22 protein-coding genes are annotated in these 26,644 nt (G+C 42.7%); 2 read left to right on the top strand and 20 right to left on the bottom strand.

The window, feature by feature from the left end:
- Window positions 1-85 precede the first annotated feature (85 nt).
- From MUCPA_RS07520 to MUCPA_RS07530, 3 genes are all read right to left on the bottom strand, one after another.
- Entirely contained in the window at window positions 86-298 is a 213-nt protein-coding gene (locus tag MUCPA_RS07520) for a hypothetical protein (RefSeq protein ID WP_008505523.1), read from the bottom strand.
- A 146-nt stretch (window positions 299-444) separates the two neighbouring features.
- A complete protein-coding gene (locus MUCPA_RS07525; protein WP_008505524.1) occupies window positions 445-1,239 on the bottom strand; it encodes a hypothetical protein in 795 nt (264 codons plus the stop codon).
- A gap of 115 nt (window positions 1,240-1,354) precedes the next feature.
- Window positions 1,355-2,008, bottom strand: a complete 654-nt coding sequence (locus tag MUCPA_RS07530; RefSeq protein ID WP_008505525.1) for a hypothetical protein — start codon at window positions 2,006-2,008, stop codon at window positions 1,355-1,357.
- Window positions 2,009-2,272: 264 nt separating this feature from the next.
- Between MUCPA_RS07530 and ligA the strand changes: the two genes are divergently transcribed.
- Window positions 2,273-4,300: an NAD-dependent DNA ligase LigA gene (gene ligA, locus MUCPA_RS07535; protein ID WP_008505526.1), complete on the top strand. Its 2,028-nt coding sequence runs from the start codon at window positions 2,273-2,275 to the stop codon at window positions 4,298-4,300.
- A gap of 399 nt (window positions 4,301-4,699) precedes the next feature.
- Window positions 4,700-5,575, top strand: a complete 876-nt coding sequence (dapA, locus tag MUCPA_RS07540) for a 4-hydroxy-tetrahydrodipicolinate synthase (protein WP_008505527.1) — start codon at window positions 4,700-4,702, stop codon at window positions 5,573-5,575.
- A 51-nt stretch (window positions 5,576-5,626) separates the two neighbouring features.
- On the opposite strand, the gene MUCPA_RS07545 is transcribed toward dapA, so the two are convergent.
- From MUCPA_RS07545 to MUCPA_RS07625, 17 genes are all read right to left on the bottom strand, one after another.
- Entirely contained in the window at window positions 5,627-5,812 is a 186-nt protein-coding gene (locus tag MUCPA_RS07545; RefSeq protein WP_008505528.1) for a histone H1, read from the bottom strand.
- Between the two features lie 383 nt (window positions 5,813-6,195).
- Complete coding sequence (locus tag MUCPA_RS07550; protein ID WP_008505529.1) at window positions 6,196-7,437, bottom strand: aminotransferase class I/II-fold pyridoxal phosphate-dependent enzyme; 1,242 nt, start codon at window positions 7,435-7,437, stop codon at window positions 6,196-6,198.
- Window positions 7,438-7,579: 142 nt separating this feature from the next.
- Window positions 7,580-9,193, bottom strand: a complete 1,614-nt coding sequence (ftsZ, locus tag MUCPA_RS07555; protein ID WP_008505530.1) for a cell division protein FtsZ — start codon at window positions 9,191-9,193, stop codon at window positions 7,580-7,582.
- Window positions 9,194-9,320: 127 nt separating this feature from the next.
- Window positions 9,321-10,658 carry a cell division protein FtsA gene (gene ftsA / locus MUCPA_RS07560; RefSeq protein ID WP_008505531.1) on the bottom strand — a complete coding sequence of 446 codons (1,338 nt, stop codon included), beginning with the start codon at window positions 10,656-10,658 and terminating at the stop codon, window positions 9,321-9,323.
- Window position 10,659: 1 nt separating this feature from the next.
- Window positions 10,660-11,523 (bottom strand): cell division protein FtsQ/DivIB, encoded by an 864-nt coding sequence (locus tag MUCPA_RS07565; protein WP_008505532.1) that lies wholly within the window; start codon window positions 11,521-11,523, stop codon window positions 10,660-10,662.
- Window positions 11,513-12,871: a UDP-N-acetylmuramate--L-alanine ligase gene (gene murC / locus MUCPA_RS07570; RefSeq protein ID WP_008505533.1), complete on the bottom strand. Its 1,359-nt coding sequence runs from the start codon at window positions 12,869-12,871 to the stop codon at window positions 11,513-11,515. Before murC ends, MUCPA_RS07565 begins: the two co-directional genes overlap by 11 nt.
- 45 nt (window positions 12,872-12,916) lie before the next feature.
- Entirely contained in the window at window positions 12,917-14,074 is a 1,158-nt protein-coding gene (gene murG, locus MUCPA_RS07575; protein WP_008505534.1) for an undecaprenyldiphospho-muramoylpentapeptide beta-N-acetylglucosaminyltransferase, read from the bottom strand.
- 75 nt (window positions 14,075-14,149) lie between these two features.
- Complete coding sequence (locus tag MUCPA_RS07580) at window positions 14,150-15,310, bottom strand: FtsW/RodA/SpoVE family cell cycle protein (protein WP_008505535.1); 1,161 nt, start codon at window positions 15,308-15,310, stop codon at window positions 14,150-14,152.
- 232 nt (window positions 15,311-15,542) lie between these two features.
- A complete protein-coding gene (gene murD / locus MUCPA_RS07585) occupies window positions 15,543-16,928 on the bottom strand; it encodes a UDP-N-acetylmuramoyl-L-alanine--D-glutamate ligase (protein WP_008505536.1) in 1,386 nt (461 codons plus the stop codon).
- A 63-nt stretch (window positions 16,929-16,991) separates the two neighbouring features.
- Window positions 16,992-18,233 (bottom strand): phospho-N-acetylmuramoyl-pentapeptide-transferase, encoded by a 1,242-nt coding sequence (mraY, locus tag MUCPA_RS07590; protein WP_008505537.1) that lies wholly within the window; start codon window positions 18,231-18,233, stop codon window positions 16,992-16,994.
- A gap of 146 nt (window positions 18,234-18,379) precedes the next feature.
- Window positions 18,380-18,730 (bottom strand): four helix bundle protein, encoded by a 351-nt coding sequence (locus MUCPA_RS07595; protein WP_008505539.1) that lies wholly within the window; start codon window positions 18,728-18,730, stop codon window positions 18,380-18,382.
- A gap of 198 nt (window positions 18,731-18,928) precedes the next feature.
- The gene (locus tag MUCPA_RS07600; protein WP_008505541.1) at window positions 18,929-20,383 is read right to left on the bottom strand and encodes a UDP-N-acetylmuramoyl-L-alanyl-D-glutamate--2,6-diaminopimelate ligase; all 1,455 of its coding nucleotides are present in this window, start codon (window positions 20,381-20,383) and stop codon (window positions 18,929-18,931) included.
- Complete coding sequence (locus tag MUCPA_RS07605; protein ID WP_008505543.1) at window positions 20,380-22,476, bottom strand: penicillin-binding protein; 2,097 nt, start codon at window positions 22,474-22,476, stop codon at window positions 20,380-20,382. Before MUCPA_RS07605 ends, MUCPA_RS07600 begins: the two co-directional genes overlap by 4 nt.
- Window positions 22,473-22,880 (bottom strand): FtsL-like putative cell division protein, encoded by a 408-nt coding sequence (locus tag MUCPA_RS07610; RefSeq protein ID WP_008505544.1) that lies wholly within the window; start codon window positions 22,878-22,880, stop codon window positions 22,473-22,475. Before MUCPA_RS07610 ends, MUCPA_RS07605 begins: the two co-directional genes overlap by 4 nt.
- On the bottom strand, window positions 22,877-23,779 hold the full coding sequence (gene rsmH, locus MUCPA_RS07615; protein WP_008505545.1) for a 16S rRNA (cytosine(1402)-N(4))-methyltransferase RsmH: 903 nt from the start codon (window positions 23,777-23,779) through the stop codon (window positions 22,877-22,879). The genes MUCPA_RS07610 and rsmH overlap by 4 nt, the downstream gene beginning before the upstream one ends.
- Window positions 23,772-24,236: a division/cell wall cluster transcriptional repressor MraZ gene (gene mraZ / locus MUCPA_RS07620; protein WP_008505547.1), complete on the bottom strand. Its 465-nt coding sequence runs from the start codon at window positions 24,234-24,236 to the stop codon at window positions 23,772-23,774. Before mraZ ends, rsmH begins: the two co-directional genes overlap by 8 nt.
- A 518-nt stretch (window positions 24,237-24,754) precedes the next feature.
- A complete protein-coding gene (locus MUCPA_RS07625; RefSeq protein ID WP_008505548.1) occupies window positions 24,755-26,641 on the bottom strand; it encodes a CocE/NonD family hydrolase in 1,887 nt (628 codons plus the stop codon).
- Window positions 26,642-26,644 lie beyond the last annotated feature (3 nt).

Genomic DNA, 26,644 nt, shown 5'->3' on the forward strand with positions numbered 1-26,644 from the left:
AGGAGAGCCGTTTGGCTCTCCTTTTTTTTTACTGGTATTTGTACTCAAGAGCCCACGAGGCCGTGTTATCTTCATTATTAGCAATTTATCCTGCCTTCTTGGCATTAAGTAGCAACACAACTCCTGCTACAACCAAAATACCTCCGGCATAGGGCGGCCAGTTAACAGTCTTTTGGCGGTCGGCCGAAACCTGTATAGGCCCGGCATCAATTACCTTTTCTTTTTTGGTATAGGTAAATCCTGTCCAGATCAGCATTACTGCTCCTAAAGCTATCAATCCAATGGCAAGTGTTTTCATCGTTTATGGTTATATACACTATAAGCAATTATCCTAATATTTGTTTGCCTCCCCTTGTATAAGCAGCAATCATACTATTTGTTGTGTTAATGCAGAAAGGCTCAATACCAATAGAACAGGGCTTCGGCCCCTGGTTATAAAACTAATCACTTAGCTATTCCGTCCATCGAAACCAACTGTTTCGAAGTGATGATCTTTAACGCGGCATCCATTGAAAAACCAGCCTTAATCAACGCATCATAATAATTTTTAGTAATCCTGGCCAATTGATCTGTTATAGCCGGATCGCTGTAAATCTTCAATTGAGCATTAAGCAAGCTGGTATACATACCGCTCATGATGGGGCCCAGATTAGTCATATCGCCCTTAAAAATCCCCGATGAAAAATTAGTACCAACAGAATATGCTGTATCAACTGTCACAGCATCATCCACCCGCGGCGGCGGCATCAACGTTACATCCCTTACCACAACACGCTCCTCAATTGCTGTTTCTGGTTTGGATTTGTATAAGTTCACCTTATAATAGTTAAAATAGGTTATACCGTCGCTTAATTCGGCCAACGACCGAGCCCTTTCAATCACATTGATCTCCTTAGTACCGGGTTTCAGCTTCTCAAAATAAACCTTAAAATCTACTTCCTGGTTATCTGCTGTAGCGGTAAACTTTGCAGGGCGCAATGGCATACCTTCCGAGCGTACGTAGTTATACCGTTCCTCGCCATTGGCATCCTGCAAATACATACTTTTATTTAGCTGCACCCAGCTACCTTTTTTATAGCATATATGTTTAAACGATACCACCGTGTTTTGGCCAGTAACCTCTACCTTAGTTATGGTAGTTGTATGATCATCTGAGCTGGCTACCATTGGCGAGGTGATAGATTGGCAAAACGCAGCCGCAGGCAGCATAAGGCATAATAATAGTAATTTGGTTTTCATGGTTGACTTTTTTTATTAAAGGTATTGATATTTTAATATTCGCAATAAAATATCAATACAAAAACATCATTCACCATCTACCAAATACAGGTATTTCCGTATTCATCTGCTGCCCTTACGACGCCCTCCTTATACGTACATGAGGGGTGATGCCGGTAACACTTTTTATTCTACCCAAATCTTCGCCGAAATCAAAACGGGTGTAATAAGTAATAATGGTGTTGCCAATGCTTTTAAGTTTGCCGATATTATCAAAGCCATCAAACTGGGTGTAGTAGCTAACGTTTGCATCGCCTATCGCTTTTAGCTGCCCCAGCAGGGTTTGCTGGCCGTCAAACCTGTCATAATAGCGCAAAAAAAATTTCCCTATTGATTTGGCCCTGCCAATATTATCAAAGCCATCTAACCGGTCGTAATAGTTAATAGCCACATCCCCTATCGATTTCAGTTTTCCGCGTTTATCTTCGCCAGCAAAAACATCGTAATAGTCAAAATTTGTATTGCCTATCCTTTTAAGTTTACCTTGTTTGTATTCCCCATCGGCACGCGTAAAATATTCGTATCCGCCTTCTTGCGGCAGATTAAGGCTTATATCTCCATCAGGATCCAGGCAAATACCAACATCGCCGCAGGCAAACTCAACAGAACTGATTTTTGCTTTATGATCGGAAACTCTCAGGTCGATATTGTAATGCAACTGGGCAAAAGATGTAAAACCCAACACCAGCATTAGTATGGTTAACAGGTTACATTTAATTAGCGCTTTCATAAGTAGATAAGATTTAATTTTAGGTTATTGTATTGTTATGACTTTGAATTTCACGGATAGTTTATTGTTTTTTTAATTATTGGTTATTGGGTTACTAATTGGTAGGCCATTGTACTATTGATTGATTGCGATTGCCGGTACCAAATTAATATTTTATCTTTTTATGTTCCGAACATTCATCCTGATGAGCATCAAAACAAGGATTAAATTGTTGAATTTTATAAATAAACATTGCAAAATATACCAATTCCTTATCTTCGTTTCATGTCGCCAACAGAAGCTAAAAACAAAATACATACTTTATCCGCCGAACTAAAACAGCACAACTATAATTATTATGTGCTGGCTATGCCCACCATATCCGACTTTGATTTCGACAAAAAGCTGGAAGAACTGGCAGCACTCGAAAAACAATTTCCAGAATTTGCCGAACCCGACTCGCCAACGCAGCAGGTAGGCGGCGAAATTACCAAGGAGTTTGAAACCGTTAGGCACAAATGGCCCATGATGTCGTTAGGCAATACCTACAGCGAACAAGAACTGCAGGATTTTGACCAGCGCGTGCGCAAAGCTATTGGCGACGACTTTGAATATGTGTGCGAATTGAAGTTCGATGGCTTATCTATGAGCCTTACCTACGAGCAGGGTAAGCTAATACGCGCTGTTACCCGTGGCGATGGGATACAGGGTGATGATGTTACCGCCAATGTAAAAACCATCCACACCATACCCAAAAAACTGGACGAGGGCAATTACCCGGATCATTTTGAGATCCGTGGCGAAGTTTTTATGCACCGTAAAGCCTTCGACCGCCTCAACAACGAACGCATTGAACAAAACGAAATGCCCTACGCCAATCCGCGTAACTTTGCCTCGGGCACCATTAAACTACAGGACTCGAGGGAAGTAGCGCGCCGCCCGCTGGATTGCTTTCTGTATTTTTTATATACAGACAAGCCTGTTTTTAAAACGCACTGGGATAGCATTATGGCTGTTAAAAGTTGGGGCTTCCATGTATGTGAGCATACCAAACTTTGCAAAAACATAGATGAAGTGTTTGAGTTTATAGCCAGTTGGAATGAGAAAAGGTTTGACCTGAGCTATGATATTGACGGCATTGTACTCAAAGTAAACAGTTACGCGCAGCAACAGGAACTGGGTTTTACGGCCAAATCGCCGCGCTGGGCCATTGCCTATAAATACAAAGCACAGCAGGCCGAAACGGTGCTGGAGAGTGTAAGCTACCAGGTTGGCCGCACCGGTTCTGTTACGCCGGTAGCCAATTTAAAACCTGTTGTGCTGGCAGGCACTACCGTTAAACGTGCATCGCTACACAACGCCAACGAAATTTTAAGGCTCGACCTGCATGAAGGCGACAGCGTTTTTGTAGAAAAGGGAGGCGAGATTATACCGAAGATTATCAGTGTGAACCCGCTTAAACGCAAACCGGATGCCGCGCCTATCGCCTATATTACCCACTGCCCCGAATGCGGGACCGAGTTGGTACGCCAGGAAGGTGAGGCTAACCACTACTGCCCTAACGACGAAGGTTGCCCACCGCAAATTGTTGGCAAAATGCAGCACTTTATAGGTCGCAAAGCCATGAATATTGATGGCCTGGGCGATGAAACTATCGAAACCTTGTACCAAAAAGGCTTTTTACGCCACATTAGTGATATTTACGACCTGCACCTGCGTAGCGACGAGTTGAAGCAACTGGGCCGGTTTGGAGAAAAATCCATCAATAACATGATGGAGGGCATCGAAAAATCAAAGCAGATGCCTTTTGAAAAGGTACTGTTTGGTATGGGCATCCGTTATGTTGGCGAAACGGTAGCCCGCAAGCTGGTTGCCTATTTTAAAAACATCGACAACCTGATGAAAGCCAATATTGAAGAGCTTACCACCGTTGACGAAATAGGCACCCGCATTGCCGAGAGTCTTGTTGACTACTGGAGTAGCCCGGAGCACGTGCAACAGGTTGAAAAACTAAAGGCGCAGGGTCTGCAATTTGTAAGTAACGAGAAAGAGCTGGTGCTTGCCAGCGATAAATTAAGCGGCAAAACCTTTATTATTTCGGGTGTATTTGAAAAATATTCGCGTGATGAGCTGAAGGATATCATTGAACAGAATGGCGGTAAGATATTAAGCAGCATATCGGCTAAGTTGAATTACCTGGTTGCAGGTGATAACATGGGGCCAGCTAAACTGGAAAAAGCCAATAAGCTGAACATACCGATTATTAGTGATGATGAATTGTTAACTATGCTGACCACTGATTTAGACCGCTGATTTTTAGGATGATTTTTTTGATTACACTGATTATATTGAACTGGATTAATGATGATGATTGGATTTTGAATATGCTGGCTTTACGATGAGGTATAAAAATTTAAACAAAGAAATCAGGAAAATCAAAAAAATCATCCTAAAAATCAGTGGTCCTTTTGCGACTATAAAATTAAAATTCTAAGAAATCAGGAAAATCAAAAAAATCACCCTAAAAATCAGTGGTCCTTTTGCGACTATAAAATTAAAATTCTAAGAAATCAGTGAAATCAAAAAAATCATCCTAAAAATCAGTGGTCCTTTTGCGACTATAAAATTAAAATTCTAAGAAATCAGTGAAATCAAAAAAATCATCCTAAAATCAGTGGTCAAGTTATTATCTTAGCGCCCTTATAAATTAAAATGAACAAATTTCACGGAACCGGAGTTGCAATGGCAACTCCCTTTCATCCAGACGGAGCAGTAGACTTTGGTGGCCTCGAGGCAGTAATTAACCATATTATTGGAGGCGGAGTAGAATATTTAGTTTCATTGGGCACAACCGGTGAAAGCTCAACATTAAACAAGGATGAGAAGAAGCAGATCTGGAAGCGTACCGTTGAAATTACCAATGGCCGTGTGCCCTTAGTTGCCGGCATAGGCGGCAATAATACTTACGAAGTTTTAAAAAGCATTGAAGAATTTGATGCCGAGGGTTACGACGCTATACTTTCGGTGAGTCCTTATTACAATAAGCCCACCCAGGAAGGAATTTATCAGCATTATAAGGCTATTGCAGAAAATTCGCCGTTGCCTGTTTTTCTTTATAACGTACCGGGCCGTACAGGCAGCACCATTAGTGCCGACACGACGCTGCGCCTTGCTCATGATTTTAAAAACATTATAGCTACAAAAGAAGCCACGGGGAACTTTGATCATTTTAATCATATCCTAAAAAACAAGCCCGAAGAATTTCTTTTCATCTCGGGCGACGACCCGGTTACCTTGCCGCTGATTGCGATGGGTGCTGTAGGCGTTATTTCGGTTATCGGCAACGCACTACCCCGCGTGTTCTCAGCCATGATCAGGCTGTGCCTACAAGGCGATTTTGCCAAGGCCCGCCCATTGCACTATAGCCTGATTGAGTTTACTGCCCTGATGTTTGCCGAAGGCAACCCTGCCGGTGTAAAATATGCTTTAAAAGAATTAGGCATTTGCGGCGATACCCTCAGACTACCCTTAGTTGGTATAGGTGAGCAAACTGCAAAAAAAATAAGCGAACAACTGCAAGTATTGTAAAATAAAAAACCCGGCTAATAAGCCGGGCCTTTTATAAATAATTCAAAAATATTATTTAGCAGCTTCTTTGTTTTTAGACTCTTGTACCTCTAAGCGAATCGCCTGAGCAAGGTTTTTTAAATCCTGCATACCTTTACGAACACGTGTTCCGGCTGCACTGTTACCTTTGTTGTAGAATTTGTCTGCATCAGCCTCCAAAGCCGCAACTAATTCTTTTACTTCTGTGAATTTTTTCATTGTCAGATACTCCTTTTAATAATGAGGTTAAAATTGTTTTAAACTACGCTAATGTAAAATGTTTTTTTATCAAAAAAAAACATTTAAAGCACTAAATAATAGCTACAAAGGCGTTTTTTTCCACATTCAAGGCCACCTTTCATTCCGTTTTCAATCGGACTAAATTTTAAATTAACACCGTTTTAACAAAATTATAATTATGGCTACACAAATCAATTAAATACTCAACATAACAGCAAAATGTATTTAAATATTATAAATAATCCGAATACTTCATTATGTAGTTCGGTTGATAAAATACCGCCTTTTTTAACTATTTATCAATAAAAAAGTCGCTAAATATAAATTTAGCGACCCTTAATATCGTTCTAAGAAACGAAAAACTAAGCAAAAGCCATCTTTTGTTCTTTATAATAGCCTGATTTTAGCTTCTCGCCTACCTCTGTAAATGCAGAAAGTGTTATCTCCACATCTTGTAAAGAGTGTGTTGCAGTAGGTATCAACCTTAATTGTATCAGCCCCTTAGGTATAACGGGGTACATTACGATGGAGCAAAATATGCCATAGTTTTTACGCAGGTCCATGGTTAAGGCTGTCGCCTCATTTAAATCGCCCTGTAAAAACACAGGCGTTACCATAGTATTAGTTACCCCTGTATCAAAACCACGCTCTTTTAAACCGTTTTGCAAAGCTGCCGCTATCGTCCATAATTTCTCGCGCAGTTCCGGTTGAGATTTTAATAACTCAAAGCGTTTTTGCAAGCCAATCACCATCGGCATGGGCAAAGCCTTGGCAAAGGTTTGCGAGCGCATATTATAACGCAGGTAGTTTACAATCTCTTCGGTAGAGGCCACAAAGGCGCCTATGCCCGCCATTGATTTGGCGAAGGTACCAAAGTATATATCAACCCCTTCAACGCAGTCCTGCTCTTCGTGCGTCCCCGCACCGGTTTTACCCATCGTGCCGAAGCCATGCGCATCATCAATCAGTAAACGAAAATCATATTTATCCTTTAAAGCGATGATCTCTTTCAGCTTACCCTGCGCTCCCGACATGCCGAATACGCCTTCGGTTATCAGCAGAATTCCACCTCCGGTTTGTTCGCTCAGCCTGGTGGCTCGTTCCAATTGCTTTTCGCAGCTTTCAATATCATTATGCTTGTATACAAAGCGCTTGCCCATGTGCAGGCGTACACCATCAACAATACAGGCATGCGATTCGGCATCATAAACAATAACATCATTACGATCAACCAAAGTATCGATAATTGATAACATACCCTGGTAGCCATAATTAAGTAAAAAGGCATCGTCTTTTTTTACAAAGGCTGCAAGGTCCTGCTCCAGCGCCTCGTGATATTTGGAATTTCCAGACATCATACGCGCACCCATCGGGTAAGCCATACCAAAGTCTGCAGCTGCCTGCGCATCTGCCTTACGTACTTCGGGATGGTTTGCCAAACCCAGGTAATTGTTCAGGCTCCACACTAAATGCTCCTTACCCATAAATTGCATATGTGGCGCAATTTCACCTTCCAGCTTAGGGAACGAAAAATACCCATGCGACCATTTTTGGTGCTGGCCCAAAGGCCCCATGTTTTTTGATATCTTTTTAAATAAATCCAAAATCGTAATTTTTTATATCCGCAATTAATGCAAAGATAACGCTTAACCGGATGATTAACAAAAGGTATAACTTTTTATGATAGTTTATAACGAAAAAACCCCTTGTATAAATACAAAGGGTTTCAATTCGTGTCGCTAACACTTAATCTACATTATCGTGCAGAAAAGAATTGTTGTTCCTGATCTCAGTTTTACCCTCATCATCGGTTAATAAGCTAAATCTTGAAATCTGACTCTCTGATGATGCCGGTGTTTGTTGTAAAGCTATCTCTTTACGTTTATAAGCCGGAACGTTTTCCAGTTCCTGGATATTACCGTTACGCAGTTTCATGCTCAGATCTTTTAACCGCATAATACGCTCGCGCGATTTACGCAACTGATCTTCTATCGATTCGTCGGTTTTATGATCATCCAATCCTACAACGGGTGCTGGAGCTGGATCCGGTTCTGGCTGCGGTTGTGGTTCAAATCTTACAGGCTCTCTCACCGGTGTTTCAAACTGCACTTCGGGCTCCGATATTTTGAATGTAAAATCGGTATCAGCCGGTTCCTCTTCAAAAGATGGCTCTTCCTGCTGGAATGAGTGCCTGATGATGGCAGGCTCTTCGGGCTTGGCGAACAAATCGAATAAACCGGTTTGTTTTTTCTCCTCAGCCTGCGTTTTCATATAAATTTCAGTAGGAGCATTCTCTTTTTTAGGCGTATTGATAAACTCGTTCACAGGCCTTGCCAATGGCTTGGCTTCTGGAACCAGCATCGAGATCACCTTTTTAGTGCTTTGCTCTTTTTCGCGTTCATCCTTGGTTTGGAAACCGGTAGCTATAATGGTAACTGACAAGTTTTCTCCCAATGATTCATCGCGGCAATTACCCCAGATCAGATCAGCCGATAAACCGGCTTCCTGCTGAATAAAATCTGTAATGATGCTAACCTCATCCATAGTTACCTCGGTAACACCCGAAGTAATATTCAACAGGATGTAACGTGCACCTTCAATTTCGTTATCCTTTAACAAGGGCGAGCGTAAAGCACCTTCAACAGCCTTTAAAGCACGGTTATCACCTTCGGCAGAACAGCTACCCATAATGGCTACGCCACTGTCTTTCATTACGGTGCGCACATCCTTAAAGTCGACGTTGATATACCCCGGCAAAGTGATGATCTCGGCAATACCTTTGGCTGCTGTTGTTAAAATATTATCAGCCTGAGCAAATGCAGAGCCCAGAGTAAGGTTGCCAAATATTTCTCTTAAACGATCGTTAGAAATTACCAGGAAGGAGTCTACATGTTTTTTAAACTCTTCCAACCCCTCTTCGGCCTGCATCTTACGACGTTTGCCCTCGAAAGAAAAAGGCGTGGTAATAATACCAACGGTTAGTATATCCAATTCGCGGGCGGCCTTGGCAATAATGGGGCTTGCGCCGGTACCGGTACCACCACCCATACCCGCTGTTATAAACAACATTTTGGTATTTGAACCCAGCATCAGTTTAATATCATCGATATTTTCAATCGCCGAATTTTTGCCTACTTCAGGGATAGAGCCCGCGCCCATTCCTTCGGTTAAACTGGCGCCTAACTGCACCTTGTTCGGGATAGGGCTTAATTCTAAAGCCTGGGCATCGGTATTACAGATAATGAAATCAACACCTGTAATCCCTTGCTTGTACATGTGGTTAACAGCGTTGCCACCACCTCCTCCAACACCAATAACCTTGATGATGGAAGACTTTTCTTTTAACATCTCAAACTGCATAATCCTTTTTTTCAGCTATATGTGATCGACGATAGTCCAGATTTTATCTAATGTAATATTAAGAGTTTTTCCACATAGTTTATTAACATTTGTCAATAATGTGGAAAAGTTATTCTTTGTTGAAAATTTATTTCAAAAAGTCCTCATCTTTAATATCATCCCTGATAAATTTCTTTCCTGTTTCTAAAATCTTACCAAACAATCCAAATTTTCTGTCTTCAGAGAATTTGGGCTTTTCAACTCTTACCTCCTGCACCGGCATTACGGTATCTTCCATTTTCTGGATACCTTTGATCAGCAAACCAATACCTGTAGCAAAAGTTGGGCTCTGTAATTCCTCGTAAATATTTTTGGGCAGTACATCATTTTTGGCCAGGTGCTCGTTAGGATAACCAACGCGGCAGTCTAAACCGGTAACATACTCTACTAATTGCGGCAAATGTTTTAACTGCGCACCACCACCGGTTATTACAATACCTGCTATCAGCTTCTTTTCGTAACCGGATGTTTTAATTTCGTAGTATACATGCTCCACAATCTCTTCCATACGTGCCTGTATCACGTAGGCCAGATTTTTAATCGAGATCTCTTTAGGCTCGCGCCCGCGTAAACCGGGTACACATACGATTTCGTTATCCTTGTTTTCATCAGCCAGGGCCGATCCGAAACGGGTTTTCAACTGCTCGGCAATATTGCGCATCACAGAACATCCCTCGCGTATATCTTCGGTAATGCTGTTACCGCCAAACGGAATAACGGCGGTATGGCGGATAATCCCTTCATGAAAAATAGCCACATCGGTAGTACCGCCACCTATATCAACCAGTACCACGCCCGCTTCCTTTTCCTCCTCGCTCAATACCGCTTCTGATGATGCCAACGGCTCCAATATCAGCTCCTGGCTTTCCAGATGCGCCTTGTTAACACACTTTACAATATTTTTAATAGCGGTTACCTGGCCCGATATGATATGGAAGTTGGCTTCAAGCCTTACGCCAGCCATCCCTATAGGGTCTTTGATACCGGGTTCGTTATCTACGGTAAATTCCTGCGGTAAAACGTGGATAATCTCCTCGCCGGGAGGCATTACCAGGTTATACATATCCTCTATCAGTTTCTCAATATCCTTCCGGCTTATTTCGGTATTTAAATCGCGACGGGTAATTAAACCACGATGCTGCAAGCTTTTAATATGCTGACCCGCTATACCTACGTTTACCACCTTAACTTCAACGTTTGACTGCGTGCCCGCTACATCAACCGCCTGCGTTATCCCCTGCACAGTTTTATCAATATTAGATACCATCCCACGCGTTACACCTGCCGACTCCGCCTTTCCGATACCCAAAACCTCTATCTTCCCATTCTTGCTTCTGCGGCCAACGATAGCGCATATTTTTGTAGTCCCAATGTCTAATCCTACAACAATTGGTGAACTTTTCTCGTTTGTCAGGCTTTTGTCCATATCAATCCTCTCTTAATGTTATATTTTTCTTAGTAGATGTGTCCGGTTTAATTGAAGTAATTTTCCTGTTCACACTATCTTTCTTAAGAACTTCGTTTTTAATGCCCACCACCTGGTTGGCATATTTTATATTAATTATCTTATACGTATCCTGCCCCACTTTAGGTAAGGCCTGTTTGTAAAAAGCCAGCAGATTTGCAAATTTTATTGCTAACGAATCTGCATTGCCTAACAATATCCTGTGATTGCCAACTCTGGGTATCAGTTCGATCTCGTGAGTGCTATTCACATAGATCTGAACGATTTGAACGCTCCATAAAGAATCTTTTCGGATAAAATCGGCCGTTCTGTATAAATCGGTAGTGAGCGTATTATGTAACGAGTCAACCCGGTTGGCAAACAGCTCTTCGATATAACCGGTAGCCACCAAAACTTTTGCTGTAAAATTGGCTGATAAAGGTATTTTTAAGCCATGCTGATCGACATAAAAATCCTGGTCGAATTTGTTTAATATCCTTAAGATAGGCTGGCGCTGACTGATCTCGACATGCACAACGCCATCCATTTCCATATAAACCTTGGCAAACTCAATAAATGGATTTGCTTTCAATTTATTTTCTAAAGCGTGGATATTGATATCATCCAGCTTGCGCCCTATTATAGCTTTGCTTTTTACCTGTAAAATATTATCGACCTCTTCTTTATCAATAAAATACTGATTGCCGGGGATATAAATTTTAACATCGGTGCAAAGCACTGCCGATTTTTTACTTTCAATAAAACTCATGAGCACAATAATGCCACCTATGCTGGTTACCCAGGCAAAGCCGATTAGTATATGCCTCCATATAGGTTTATTGAACATGTTGCAAAGCCAGTTTTAAGGGTTCAACTAATTGATCAATATCGCCCGCGCCTACCGTTAAAAGCAGTTCGGGCTTTTCCATTCGTACAATATCAATACACTCCTGCTTGCTGCACAGGCGCTTATTGGCTAAATCCATGCGGCTCAAAATCATATCGGCGTTTACCCCTTCGATAGGGAGCTCACGTGCCGGATAAATATCCATCAGCAGCAACTCATCGCTCATATCTAAAACATCGGCAAAGCCATCCACAAAATCGCGCGTGCGTGTAAATAAATGCGGCTGAAAAACAGTGGTTAACTTTTTACCTGGATATAATTGTTTGATTGACGATATGCAAGCCCGCAATTCTTCGGGGTGATGGGCATAATCGTCAATGTAAATGTGTTTATCCGTTTTTACAACATACTCAAAACGACGCTTTACCCCTCTGAAAGAGGTTAGTGCCTTATGAATGGCATCGGGCTTAACCTTTAAATACAAAGCCGCTTGTATGGCAGCCACCGCATTATCGATATTGTGAATACCGGCGATGCCAAGTTGAATATTATTGATGGTTTCCTTCCCGTTATTAAAGTTGAACCAAAACGCGCCGTTCTCTATCCGGATATTATCGCCTATGGCATCGGCAAACGTATTGATGCCGTAAGTGTCGCCGCTGTGGATGGGCAGACCTTTATGATAGATTAACCTGCCGCCAATTTTAAGTTGCGATGCAAAAAGCTGGAACGACTCCTTGAGCCGCTCATGGTCACCATAAATATCCAGGTGATCGGCATCCATTGAGGTAATGATAGCCACATCCGGATGTAGCGTAAGGAAAGAGCGGTCATACTCATCGGCCTCTATCACCACCACCTTACTTTTACCAAAAAGCACATTGGTATTGTAGTTGGTGGCAATGCCGCCTAAAAATGCAGAACAGTCTATCCCTGATGATTTAAGGATATGAGCTATCATGCTTGATGTCGTAGTTTTTCCGTGTGTACCGGCTACAGCAATGGTAATCAAATCCTTGCTGATGATACCCAATACCTCCGAGCGTTTTTTAGGCTCAAAACCCTTCTCCCTGAAAAAGCTAAGAATCTCGGCGTAATGCGGTATAGCCGGAGTATAAATAATCAGCGTGCCCTTATTGGGTTTATAAAAATTAACAGGGATGGTATCTATGTTATCCTCATAGGTAACCTGGATGCCCTCTTTAACTAATTGCTTGGTTAACGGGGTTGATGTTTTATCGTATCCGCAAACAACACAGCCCAAATGCTTGAAATAGCGCGCAAGGCCACTCATACCGATGCCCCCGATGCCAACCAAGTAAACTTGCTCTATATTGTTTAATTTCATTTTTTTCTTTTTAAAGCCCCCTCTTTGGGAAAAGGGAGCTTTGATTTAATTGTCAATTGTTATCTGGATAACCTCTTTTGCAATAACCTCATCGGCATTTGGCAGGGCCAGTTTACCAATGTTATCGCCTAATGTTTTTCGTTTGGCTGCATCTTTCAATAATTCCAGAACCTTATCTATCAGTTTTTCTTCAGCATCCCTGTCGGCTACTAACATTGCCGCATTGGTTTGCACTAAAGCCAAAGCGTTTTTGGTTTGATGATCTTCGGCCACGTTGGGCGAAGGCACCAGTATTACCGGTTTTTTTATAATGCAGAGCTCGGCAATAGTACCCGCCCCAGCGCGCGAGATAATTACATCGGCCGCGGCATAAGCCAGATCCATCCGGTTTAAAAACTCCATAATGCGGATGTTGGGGTGATAATTCTCGCCCAGCTTCTCCACAATATCCTTGTAGTAATATTTACCGGTTTGCCATATTACCTGCACATCAGCCGCTATTAATTTATCCAAACCGGCCATTACGCTTTTATTCAACGTTCCGGCACCAAGGCTCCCGCCGGTAATCAGGATAGTTTTTTTAGCCGTGGATAACTTTAAAAGCTCTAAAGATGATATACGCTTGTTAGCAATATCAACCGACTCTTTACGTACCGGGTTCCCGGTTTTAATGATTTTATCCTGAGGAAAAAACTGCCCCATTCCATCAAAGGCGACACAGATGGTTTCCGCTTTTTTGCTGAGCCACTTGTTGGTGACGCCAGCGTAAGAGTTTTGCTCCTGTATTAAATAAGGTATCCCTTTTAACGAAGCAGCGTAAAGCAACGGCCCGGAAGCATAGCCGCCAACGCCTACCACGGCATTGGGTTTAAAATCCTTTATAATGGTCAATGCCTTGCGCACACTTTTTAGCAACTTAACCGGAAACATCACGTTTTTCCATATTGAGCCGCGTTGTATGCCCTGGATATCCAAACCAATAATTTGATAACCGGCAGCCGGAACCTTTTCCATCTCCATACGGCCCAAAGCACCTACAAAAAGGATCTCGTGTTGAGGATTGAGCTTTTTTAAAGCATTAGCAATAGCAATAGCCGGAAAAATATGCCCCCCCGTGCCCCCGCCGCTGATGATAATGCGCTGTGGCCCAATAACCCCATTTGGGGCTAACTTGCGATTGGCTGGTTTTTTATTGCTTTGCATTGCTTGCTTCTTATCTTTATTTGTTAATCATCATTCTACCCTTAACTACTCCCCCCCTTTCAGGGGCCGGGGGCTTTACGCCACTTCTGTTATTTCTCCTACAATTATTTTCTTAGGCTCCTCAATATCACGGCTTACCGACAAAATGATACCGAACGCCACACTGGTGAATAAAATTGATGTACCACCCATGCTTACTAAAGGCAATGGCACCCCGGTTACAGGCCCAAGCCCTACAGCCACAGCCATATTGGCAAATGCTTGTATGGTTAAACTAAAGCTTAGCCCTGCGGCCAACAAAGCGCCAAATGCCTTTGGAGCTTTAGTTACTATCTTGATGCAGCGGTATAACAAAAACAAGTAAATGCCTACAAGGGCAAAGCCCCCTATTAAACCATATTCTTCTACGATGATGGCGTAGATCTCATCCGAAAATGAATCGGGTAAAAAATTACGCTCTGTACTGTTGCCCGGCCCTTTGCCTAATATGCCACCTGTGGCAATCGCTATTTTTGAATGGTCGGACTGGAAAGATTTATCCGAACTCACCTTTTCCGGATGCATAAACGTGTGGATACGCGAGATATAAGTAGTACGGCGCGGGCCTAAAAAAACAACCCCGGCCAGCAATACCGCCCCGGCCAAACAAACCACAGCAATTTGCTTGATACTGATACGGCCAATAATGAGCAATAAAATACTAACGCCAAACAACATCAGGGCTGTTGATAAATTGGCCAGCGCAATTAAAATAAATACAACACATACCGAACCCATAATTGGGATAAAGGATTGTTTAACATCCTTTATGTTTTCTTGCTTCCGCGATAAGGTACGTGCCAGGTAGGTAATTAAAGCCAGCTTAGCCAAATCGGATGTTTGGAAACTTAAGCCTGTACCGGGGATAGCTATCCAGCGGCTGGCATCGTTTACATGGCTACCAAAAACCAGCGTATATAATAACAGCGGAATAGTGGCTATCATCAACACCTTCGATATACCTGCATAATAACGGTAATCCAGCTTATGCGAAATATACATCAGCGCGATGCCGCCAACTATCATGGCCAGGTGTTTCATCAAAATAGACTCAGCACCTACGCCACGCTTGTAGGCAAGCGTACCGGTTGAGCTATATACAGCCAGCAAAGAAATCATGGATAGTAATATGACGATGAGCCATATCCACCGGTCTCCCTTTGTTCTGTTTAATATATTGCTTATCCTGCTATTCATTGCCACTGATTCTATTTTTGATTACACCGATTATTATTGTTTTTGATTACACCGATTATTTTTGATTACACCGATTCTATTTTTTGATTTGCACATTTGCACCACTGATTAAAATGATTATTTATGATTTCACTGATTTTGATTGTACTTTCCTAATTACCCGATTGCTTCTTTGACTACACCGATTTTATTTTCTTTTGCACATTTACTCATTTGCACATCCGCACATTTACTACAGTTCCTTTATGGCTTGCTTAAACTGATTGCCCCGGTCTTCATAGCTTTCAAACAGATCAAAGCTGGCGCAGGCTGGCGAAAGCAATACGGTATCGCCTTTGGTAGCCAGGTGATAGGCAACCTGTACAGCTTCGGATGCAGAACTTGTGTTTACTATCACATCTACATCATCTTCAAAAGCATCATGGATACGGTTGTTATCCTTGCCCATGCATACAATTGATTTCACTTTTTGCTTTACCAACTCCTTCAGCATATTATAGTCGTTACCTTTATCAACGCCACCTAAAATTAAGATCACGTTATTGCTCATACTCTCGAGCGCGTACCAGGTAGAGTTTACGTTAGTGGCCTTTGAATCGTTGATGAAGCTGATACCCGATATTTTGCCAACAAACTCCAACCTATGCTCAATGTTCTGGAAATCTTCCATGCTGTCGCGGATAGTTTTGTTGCGGATATCCAATACTTTGGATGTGATTCCGGAAGCCATTGAGTTGTAGATGTTGTGTTTACCCTGCAGGGCCAGTTTGTTTAATGACATTTTAAAATGTTCTAATGTTGCGTTTATAATTAGGTCTTGTTGATCAAGGTATGCCCCCCGTTCAACTTTCTTCTCAATTGAAAATGTTAATAGTTGTGCCTCAATTTCCCGTTCGGCAATTCCTTTGATAGTTTCCGGGTCATCGGCGCAGTAAATAAAATAATCAGCGGCTGTCTGGTTTTGTGCTATCCTGAACTTTGATGCCGTGTAATTCTCCATCTTGTAATCGTACCTGTCCAGGTGGTCGGGCGTAATGTTTAGCAGTACTGCTATATCGGCCTTAAACTTGTACATATTATCCAGCATAAAGCTGCTGATCTCGAGCACGTAGTAATCAAATTGTTCGGTTGCCACCTGGTAAGCAAAGCTTTTGCCTATATTACCCGCCAATCCCACGTTTAAACCTGCATTTTTTAAGATGTGGTAGGTTAGGCTGGTGGTTGTGGTTTTACCGTTTGACCCTGTAATACATATCATTTTGGCATCGGTATACCTTCCCGCAAACTCAATTTCAGATATCAGCGCAATTCCTTTCTCCTTAATCTTTTTAATGATAGGAGCCTTATCAGGAATACCGGGGCTTTTCACAATCTCAGAAGCGCTCAAAATTTCGGCTTCGGTATGTTGCTTCTCTTCAAAGCGGATACCCCAATTGCTTAACTGCGTTTTATATTTATCGGATATGGCACCAAAATCAGAAACAAATACATCATACCCTTGCTGTTTGGCCAGGTAAGCTGCACCGGTACCGCTTTCGCCAGCACCAAGCACAACAAGAAGCCCCCCAGCCCCCTGAAGGGGGAGTTTTTGATTAGCTATGTTGTTTGGTGTTTCCACTTATTTCTTTTTGTTTTTTATATTGTGCTTTATTCCTCCCCCTTTAGGGGGTCGGGGGGCTCCTTACCTCAATTTTAATGTCAGTACCGTTATCACCGCCAACGCTATCCCAATGATCCAGAAACGGGTTACGATTTTCGCCTCGTGGAAACCCTTTTTCTGGAAGTGGTGATGCAGCGGCGCCATTAAAAAGATTCGCTTACCTTCGCCACGCCTTTTTTTGGTATATTTAAAATAAGATACCTGCATAATCACCGATAAATTTTCGATCACAAAAATTCCGCAGAGTAAGGGCAGCATCAACTCTTTGCGGATCATGATGGCAAAAACTGCGATGATACCCCCAATGGCCAAACTGCCGGTATCGCCCATAAAAACTTGCGCCGGGTACGAGTTGTACCATAAAAAGCCCACGCAAGCACCAACAAAGGCCCCGGCAAAAACTACCAGTTCGCCTGAGTTGGGAATATACATGATATTGAGGTAATCGGCTATAACGGTATTACCGGATACGTAAGCTAATATGGCCAGTGTAACACCTATAATTGCGGATGTGCCCGTAGCCAAGCCATCAATGCCATCGGTTATGTTAGCCCCGTTGGAGATAAACACAATAATCAGGATGCTAACAAGCATAAATACCAGCAATGTATAATGCTCATAATTAGGCCCAAATATTTTAAGTCCTTTACTGTAATCAAATTCATTGTTTTTCCAGAAAGGCATGGTCGATTTGGTCGACTTGATATCCTGGGTATAAACCGCATGGTTGCCGCGCATGTGGAACTCAACCGGTACATCGTACTTAACGGGCAACTTAACTTCCTGGCGGATGACGATATTTGAATTGAAATACATGGTCCACCCTACAATAAGCGCCAAGCCTACCTGGCCAATAATTTTAAACCGACCGGCCAGCCCTTCTTTATTCTTTTTAAATACTTTAATATAATCATCCAGAAAACCGATGGCGCCTAACCAGACTGTACTTACCAGCATCAGGATAACATATACGTTTTCTAATTTGGCAAACAACAGGGTGGGCACCAGTATACCCAGCAAAATAATTAAGCCACCCATGGTTGGCGTACCTTGCTTCTGCATCTGGCCTTCTAAACCCAGGTTCCGTACAGTTTCGCCAACTTGTTTAAGGCGCAAATAGTCAATCAGTCTCCTGCCGTAAACGGTGGTAATGATCAATGAGGTAATCACAGCCATCGCCATCCGGAAGGTGATGTACTGGAACACACCTATCCCCGGGATGCTAAAATTGTGGTCGAGGTAATTGAATAAATAATATAACATCTTTTAAATGTGCAAATGTGCGTATGTGTATATGTGCGAATGAGCAGGTGTGCAAAGGTGCAAATGAGCAGGTGTGCAAATGTGCAAATGGTTTGCAGGCTTGCCAATTTGATTTATATATGTATAAATTTCTTTAATCATTGACTTTACTTTTTTGATGTTGAAATGATTTTTCCTAATACCTTTTTGATGTTTTCCACTTCTATAAGTAACTTTTCGTCAAAGGGATAATTTTGTGAAAACTGACATAACAATAACCAATACTCTGATTCCTCTGCTTCTTTATAAGCTACTTTACATTTGTGTACAAAATCACTCTTACTTTCTGCTCCCTGAGCCTCTCTCACATTAGCACCTATTGACGTACCACACCTAAATAATTGATTGGCCATATTGAATTTCCTTCTCGATTCAAGTTCTTCGGTAAATTCAATAATGCTTAAAGCGAACCGAAAGGTTAACTCGACAATCACATTTGGTTTATTAGTGGCCATCATTGCTGCTCCAATTAATACTTTATTTCTTTTCTCCGTTTTAAACCCACATTAAAATCATTCCCCCTATTTGCACATCTGCATATTTTCTCATCCGCACATTAAAATCATTCCCCCTATTTGCCCATCTGCATATTTCCTCATCCGCACATTAAAATCATTCCCTCCATTTGCACATCTGCACATTTACTCATCCGCACATTAAAAAACAAATGCCTTTATCAGCTCTTCCTTGTCATCAAAATGACTGCGTACGCCTTTTACCTCCTGGTATTTTTCGTGCCCTTTGCCTGCCAGCAAAATAATATCTCCGGGGGAGGCCAAATGGCAGGCGGTTTTAATGGCCTCATGCCTGTCGGTTATGCTGATAGTTTTCTTTTTGCCTTCGGCATCCACACCGGCCTCCATATCCCTGATGATCTGTTCCGGTACTTCCGAGCGTGGGTTATCAGATGTAAGGATAACTTTATCGCTCCATTGGCAGGCTACCTTAGCCATTATAGGGCGTTTGGTTTTATCCCTGTCGCCGCCGCATCCAATAATGGTTATTACCTTTTCGGTTCCTTTGCGGATATCGTGAATGGTGCTCAACACGTTCTGCACGGCATCGGGCGTGTGGGCATAGTCCACAATGCCGATCACCTTATTTGGCGATATGATGTAGTCGAACCTGCCTTCGGCACCTTTCAATTTGCTCAGGGAGGTAAGCACTTTAGTTTTATCTTGCCCAAGCAACCTTGCTGCACCATAAACTGCCAGCAAATTATAAGCGTTAAAACTGCCTACCATTTTAAACCAAACCTCCTCGTTATCAATATCGAGCAGCAAGCCGCCAAACTGGTTTTCGAGTATCTTAGCTTTATAATCGGCCAGGCTTTTTAAGGCATACGTTTTTCTTTGCGCCCTGGTATTTTGCAACATAATATTGCCGTTCCTGTCGTCAATATTGGTTAAAGCAAAAGCACTTTTGGGCAGGGCATCAAAAAAAGCTTTCTTAGCTTTTAAATAATTATCGAAAGTTTTATGATAGTCCAGGTGATCATGCGTTAAGTTGGTGAAAATTCCGCCCGAAAACTGTAGGCCCTCAATGCGGTGCTGCGCTACCGCGTGCGAGCTTACTTCCATAAAGCAATAATCACAGCCCTGGTTAACCATATCATTGAGCAGGCTATTCAACACCACCTGGTCGGGCGTGGTATGCGTTGCAGGTATTACCTTTCCGTTGATCTGATTCTCTACGGTCGACAACAGGCCACATTTATAGCCCAGATCATGAAATAATTGATATAATAAAGTGGCAACTGTAGTTTTACCATTTGTACCGGTAACGCCTACCAACTTTAATTTATCAGATGGATGATCGTAAAAATTAGCTGCAATCTGCCCAAGCGCCACAGCCGAATCGGCAACCATCATAAAAGCTACTTCGCCTATGGTATGTGCGGGCAGATCCTCGCATACGATAGCGACAGCTCCGTCTTTTATAGCCTGTTCAATATAATTGTGCCCATCAACCAGAGTACCTCTTACGGCTACAAACAACGAGCCCGGAACAACCTTGCGCGAATCAAAAACAATAGATGATATTTGCATATCATCGGCTCCCTGCAACTCAGTAGCAGGTATTCCATTTAATATTTCGCTTAAATATCTCATTCCAGTTCGATTAAAATTTTTGATCCTTTAGGAATAACACTACCACCTGTTACAGACTGCCGGGCAACTACCCCGCTGCCCCGAACAGTTACTTTATAACCCGCATTACCCAGAGCATACAACGCATCACTTAAACCCATGCCTGTTACAGCGGGCACATAACCTCTTTTATATTTAATTTCATCAACTGCAATGCCGTTGCTTGTATCTGTTTCAACCGGGGTAGCTGAGGCATATAAAGGCTTCATCCCTAATTTGGTGTACACCTGGTTAATAGCCTTGCGGTCGCCGGTTTTAATTTTGGGCGGCTGGGTATTGCCAACAAAATGGATAGGCGTGCTTTGGTTCATTTCCAGGTCGCTCGAGTAAACTTTATCAGCGATCTCCCGGAAAGGCGGACCTGCAACTTGCGCACCGTAGTAGCCATTTTTAGGATCGTTAATCACCACGATTAAAGAATACTTAGGATGATCTGCCGGGAAATACCCACAAAAAGACGCCTGGTATTGTTTTTTTGCCCTGTAACCTTTGTTGCCATCGGCCACCTGCGCCGTACCGGTTTTACCTGCTATTTTATATAAAGGGTTATTGATGATCGATTTTCCCGTTCCTTCTGATACCACGCCTGCCAACATCTCCTGCATTTTCTTCAATGTCTCATCCGAACATATTTTGGGATTGATCACCCGGGCCTCAAACTGCTCAACAGTATTACCCATTCTTTTAATCTCCCTCACAAAAACAGGCGAGATATATTTGCCGTTATTGGCTACCGCGTTATAAAACGAAAGCATTTTTAGTGGCGTAAGCTGCATTTCGTACCCATAAGCCATTTGCGGCAGTGTCATATTTTTATTCCAGCTCACATTTTTAGGGTTTTTAATTACCGGCTGCGCTTCCCCCGGTATTTGCAATTTCAACATCTCATTCAGGTGCCATTTGTACAAATGATCAGTAAATTGCGATTGATTATAGTGATAAGCGGTATTAACCAAATAAGCAACCGCCGCGTTTGATGATTCTTCGAACGCCCGCTTAACCGATACCACACCAATACTACCGTGAGAATCTTTGATCAAATGACCGGGAATTTGATAGGTACCTGTATTTACACGGGTATTGGTATCAACCTTATGATCTTCAAGCAAAGCCATATACGATGCAATTTTAAAAGTAGAACCCGGATCCTGGTTACCAGCTATGGCATAATTAAACTTCTCCTTGTATTCGCCGGGCGCAACCTTGGTGTAATTAGCCACCGCACGTATCTCGCCAGTTTTAACTTCCATCAGTATCACTACGCCATGATCGGCATCGCTTTTTATCAATTGCTTTTCAAGCGCCTTTTGAGCTACATCCTGAAAATTAACATCAATGGTCGAAATAATATCGGCACCCTCCTTAGGCGCTATTTCTTCTTCATCGCCATTAACAGGCATCCACACGCCGCCTGCTATACGCTGCATCAAACGCTTGCCGCTCTCCCCGTTAATGTAATTAGCGTAAGCTCCTTCTAAACCAACTGGGTTGGTAATGTTCTCATTTTTATAGCCTATAGTACGCGCTGCCAGCGACCGGAAAGGCAAAATTCTTTTATTTTTTTGTACGATGATGAGCCCGCCCTTGTATTTGCCCATATTAAAAATAGGGAACTTGCGTACCTGCTTTAACTCAAGGTAAGTTACGTTACGGCGGATAAGCTCATACCGCGAGCTATCTTTCCGCGCATTTCTCAACAATCGCGAGTAATCAGAGGCTGGCTTGTCGCCAAAAAATGCCGACATCTTTTGCGCCAGCGAATCAACCTTTTCGTAAAATATATGATCATCGGCAATACCGCCTGCCAATAAATCCATGTGCAGCTCATACTCCGGCACCGAGGTAGCCAGCAAACTACCGTCGTAAGAAAATATATTGCCACGGGCGGCTTCAACATTCACATAACGGGTTGATAAGCTATCGGCCATTGCGCGCCACTTTTTACCCTGCACAAACTGTACACGGCACAATTGTACCATTACAGCCAGTGCAAATAGCATGATCAAGCCAAATGCAAGGTAAACCCTCAGCAATATGTTAGTCCGGATACTCATTTGCTATCGTCTTCAATAGTTAGTTTTTGTGGTGGCTCAACAGCTATTTTTATACCCAAAGTGTCCACTTTTTTTGCAACCTCTGTTAATGTACTTTTATAAGCTAAATCGGATTTGGTTGACTTATAAGCCCAATTAAGCTCCTTTACTTCCTTTGTTAGTTTATCAATTTCGCGCAGGTTTTTTTCTGACAGATGCCTGTTGGCGATGTAAAGCATACCCAAAAAAGCCAGGTATATAATAAAAGGCAAGGCCTTTGTTGCCGAATCGGTCGATACGAATCCCTTGGTAAAAAGCTGGGTAAAAAAGTTTTCAGAGAACTCCCTTGGGGCTTTCTCCTCAACAATTAATTCCCTTTCTGCTTCTTCCTCTTCCAGAATTTCTGCACGTAAACGGTTCGTCATTTTTTTACAGCTATCCTTAATTTAGCACTGCGTGCCCTGTTATTTAATTTAATCTCATCCTCTGTAGCGGTAATGGCCTTGCGGCTCACGGCTTCAAAAGGTCGGTCATCATTACCATAAATATCTTTTTCCAGTTCGCCGCTAAATTTGCCCTTGGCAATAAAGCTCTTCACCAGCCTGTCTTCCAACGAGTGGTAGGACATGACTACCAACCGGCCACCTGGAGCCAATACCTCAACCGTTTGTTTTAAAAACTCCTGCAAGGCTTCCAGCTCCTGGTTAACCTCAATCCGCAAGGCCTGGAAAACCTGGGCCAGGTATTTATTCTCTTTCCCCCGCGGAATTAAAGTTGCAATGGCACCTTTTAAATCGGCAATGGTATTGATCGGCGAGTTTAAGCGCGCAGTTACTATGGTACGGGCCAGCGTTTTAGCATTCTGAATTTCGCCGTACATCCCAAAAATGCGATGCAGATCAGCCTCGGCGTAGGTATTTACAATATCCTTAGCCGTTTGTGTTGCCGATTGATCCATCCTCATATCCAAATCCGCATCAAAACGGGTTGAAAAACCGCGTTCAGCTTTATCAAACTGATGCGAGGAAACACCCAGATCTGCCAGTATACCATCCACAGGGATCGCCCCATGTAAACGGCAGAAGTTTTTGAGATAACGGAAGTTCTGATCAACAAAAACAAAACGCTCATCATCTATAGCATTGGCCTGGGCATCAACATCCTGATCAAAGGCTATCAGTTTACCCTGCGGACCCAAATGCTTCAATATCTCGCGCGAGTGGCCACCGCCACCAAAGGTTACATCTACATAAGTACCTTCAGGGTTAATATTAAGCCCCTCAATACACTCCGCCAGCATCACCGGGTTATGGTAATTACTCATTTGCTGCCCTCCCTAAATTACCCATCACTTCTTCTGCCAGGTTAGCAAAGTTTTCCGGTTCGTTATCCATTTGCGAATCATAAGCATCCTTGGCCCAAACCTCAATTTTATTAAACTGGCATGATAGTACTACATCGGTACCTATACCGGCATAGTCTGTCAAAGCTTTGGGCAATAACACCCGGTTAGCAGCGTCGAGCGTCAGTTCTGAGGCGCCGCGGGTAAAATATCTGATAAACTCGCGTGTCTTTTTTTCGTACTGGTTAAGTTTTGCAAGGTCTTCTACTATCTTATCCCACTCCTTCCGGGTATAAATTACCAGGTGTTTCTCGAAGCCCCGATTGATCACAAGACCCTCTCTTTCAGCTTCAGGAAGCTGTTTTTTGAGGCCAACGGGAATCATCATCCTCCCTTTGGTATCCAGTTTACAATCAAATTCTCCTAAAAAATGGGACATAGATACACTTATGCAAAATTTGTTATGTAAAAGTAGTTACAATTTCCACTTTTTACCACTTTCCCCCACTAAAAGTTTTCAACAAAGCTTTTGCGCATTTGTGTTACCACTTTACCAAATTATTGGGTAGTTTTTTTGTAGAAAACGGGAGATGTGCAGAAAGCAATTTGGAAGACAAGTACCAATTTTGGACCGAATCAGGATGATTATGGCTGTCAGAATGACGCAAGAAAGCCAGAATTAATGATTAGAATAATTTACTCACCAACCACCGTTTAGTAAAAACGTAAAAATGAAGCAAAGAATAGAGGTGTCACCCAGGTAGATCAAACTGGATGTGAATAAAAACGACGAAAATTACAAAGGGGAAGCTTTGTATTTAGTTGAGCGGGATTTAAAACATTCAATGATGGCAGAAGTATATTACTCTCTGTCAATAAAATAGACAACCATTTAATATATCAACTCATATCCCCACAAAAAGCTTCCATATCTGCAAAATTGGAGATTCCCAAGCATCACATTACCCGCACCTTCAAAAAGCTTGGATGAAGTTTTGATGTATAAATCCGCTGTGTTGCCTTTTTAAAATCGGCTTCATTGGCCTTCATGATATTGACAAACGTTTGCGGATTACGATCAATCAACGGAAACCAGGTACTCTGTACCTGCACCATGATCCGATGGCCTTTTTTAAAGGTGTGCAATACATCCTGTAGCTCAAAGTTAACGGGTGTTACCTTGCCGGGAACAAAGGGCTCCGGTTTGCTGAAGCTATTACGGTATTTACCGCGAATGGGCTCACTGCGTACCATTTGCTGGTATCCACCCATCTTTATATCCTTGCCTGTCCATTTGGTATTGGCGGCGGTATCGGGATAAACATCGAGCACTTTAACTACAAAGTCGGCATCGGTGCCCGTGGTTGATACTTTTAAATTTGCCCAGATGTTGCCCGCTATGGTGACATCCTGATCAAGCACATCGCTTTGATAACTTAATACATCCTTACGGGATGATAAGAAACGCTGATCGGCAGTCATGTATTCGCGTTGCATATCCATGGTTTGGTTCCGGTCCTGCACAAACGGAACCGGGTTAGCCGGATCGGATATATATTCGTCATAACTATCTTTAGCAACCGATGGCGCACTGAAGGAAAGCTTGCCACCCGGCAAAAAATACAATTGCTTTTCACGTGCCTGCACGGGTGGCCAGGTTTGGTAGGTTTTCCATTGGTTAATACCGGTTTCAAAAACGTTAACCGGCGGTAAAGCAAGTTCAGTGCCTTTTAAATAATGGCTAAAAAATTGAAACTCGATGTTTTCGCGATAGTAGGGGCCTGTTGCCTGGCCAAAATCTACGTCACCTAAATGATCGCCATCGCCACGCGCCCAGCCACCGTGTACCCAGGGGCCCATGGCAAAGTAAACTGGTGTTTTAGGATTATTTTTTGCCAGGGTTTTATACGTGTTGATGGCCCCGTACAAATCCTCCGCATCGTACCATCCACCGGTAACCAATACGGCTGTTTTAATATCGTGTAAACGAGGCAATACATTACGATCTTCCCAATGCTTGTCGTAATCCGGATGATCCAGCATCTCGTTCCATAACCTGATGGTATCTTTATAATATTTATCGTTAGTGTTTTTGATGGGCCCCATCTTCATAAAAAAATCATAGCCATCTTCAGTGCCCGGGTCAAAATGCCCACCCGGGCGTTGCGTAGGCTTATCATCCTGCCGGTTGGTAAAAAACGGGTAAAAGCCAAAATTGGCCACCAGGAAAAACGCACCATTGTGCCAGCCGTCGTCGCGCCATAAATCGGCAATGGGGGCTTGCGGCGAGGCGGCTACCAATGCCGGGTGCCTGCTCAGTAAAGCGGTTGTGGTATAAAAACCGGGATAGGATATTCCCCAAACGCCAACCTTGCCATTATTATTGGGTATGTTTTTAAGCAGCCAATCAATGGTATCGTAGGTATCGGTACCTTCATCTACATCCTTATTGGTTTTATGCACTTCCAACTCGGGAGTCATCTCTTCATAAATACCCTCGCTCATCCATCGGCCGCGCACATCCTGGTAAACAAAAATATAGCCGTCGTGTGTAAAATGGGATGATGGCCCCAGGCTTGGCCGGTATTTATCAGTGCCATAAGGTGCTACGCTGTAGCAGGTACGGTCCATCATGAAGGGGTACTTCCGGGATTCGTCTTTGGGTACATATACCGAGGTGAACAGCTTTTTACCGTCTCGCATCGGCACCTGGTACTCAAACTTCTGATAGTTATCCTTAATGTATTGCGCATCGGGAGCTTGCTGACCCAATACGCAGCTCGTTTTGACTAAACAAAGAATGATGAGGATATATCTGCTGATGGGATGAACGTTGCTGATCAATAT

The organism is Mucilaginibacter paludis DSM 18603 (assembly GCF_000166195.2).
In the GTDB taxonomy this organism is placed as follows: Bacteria; Bacteroidota; Bacteroidia; order Sphingobacteriales; family Sphingobacteriaceae; genus Mucilaginibacter; species Mucilaginibacter paludis.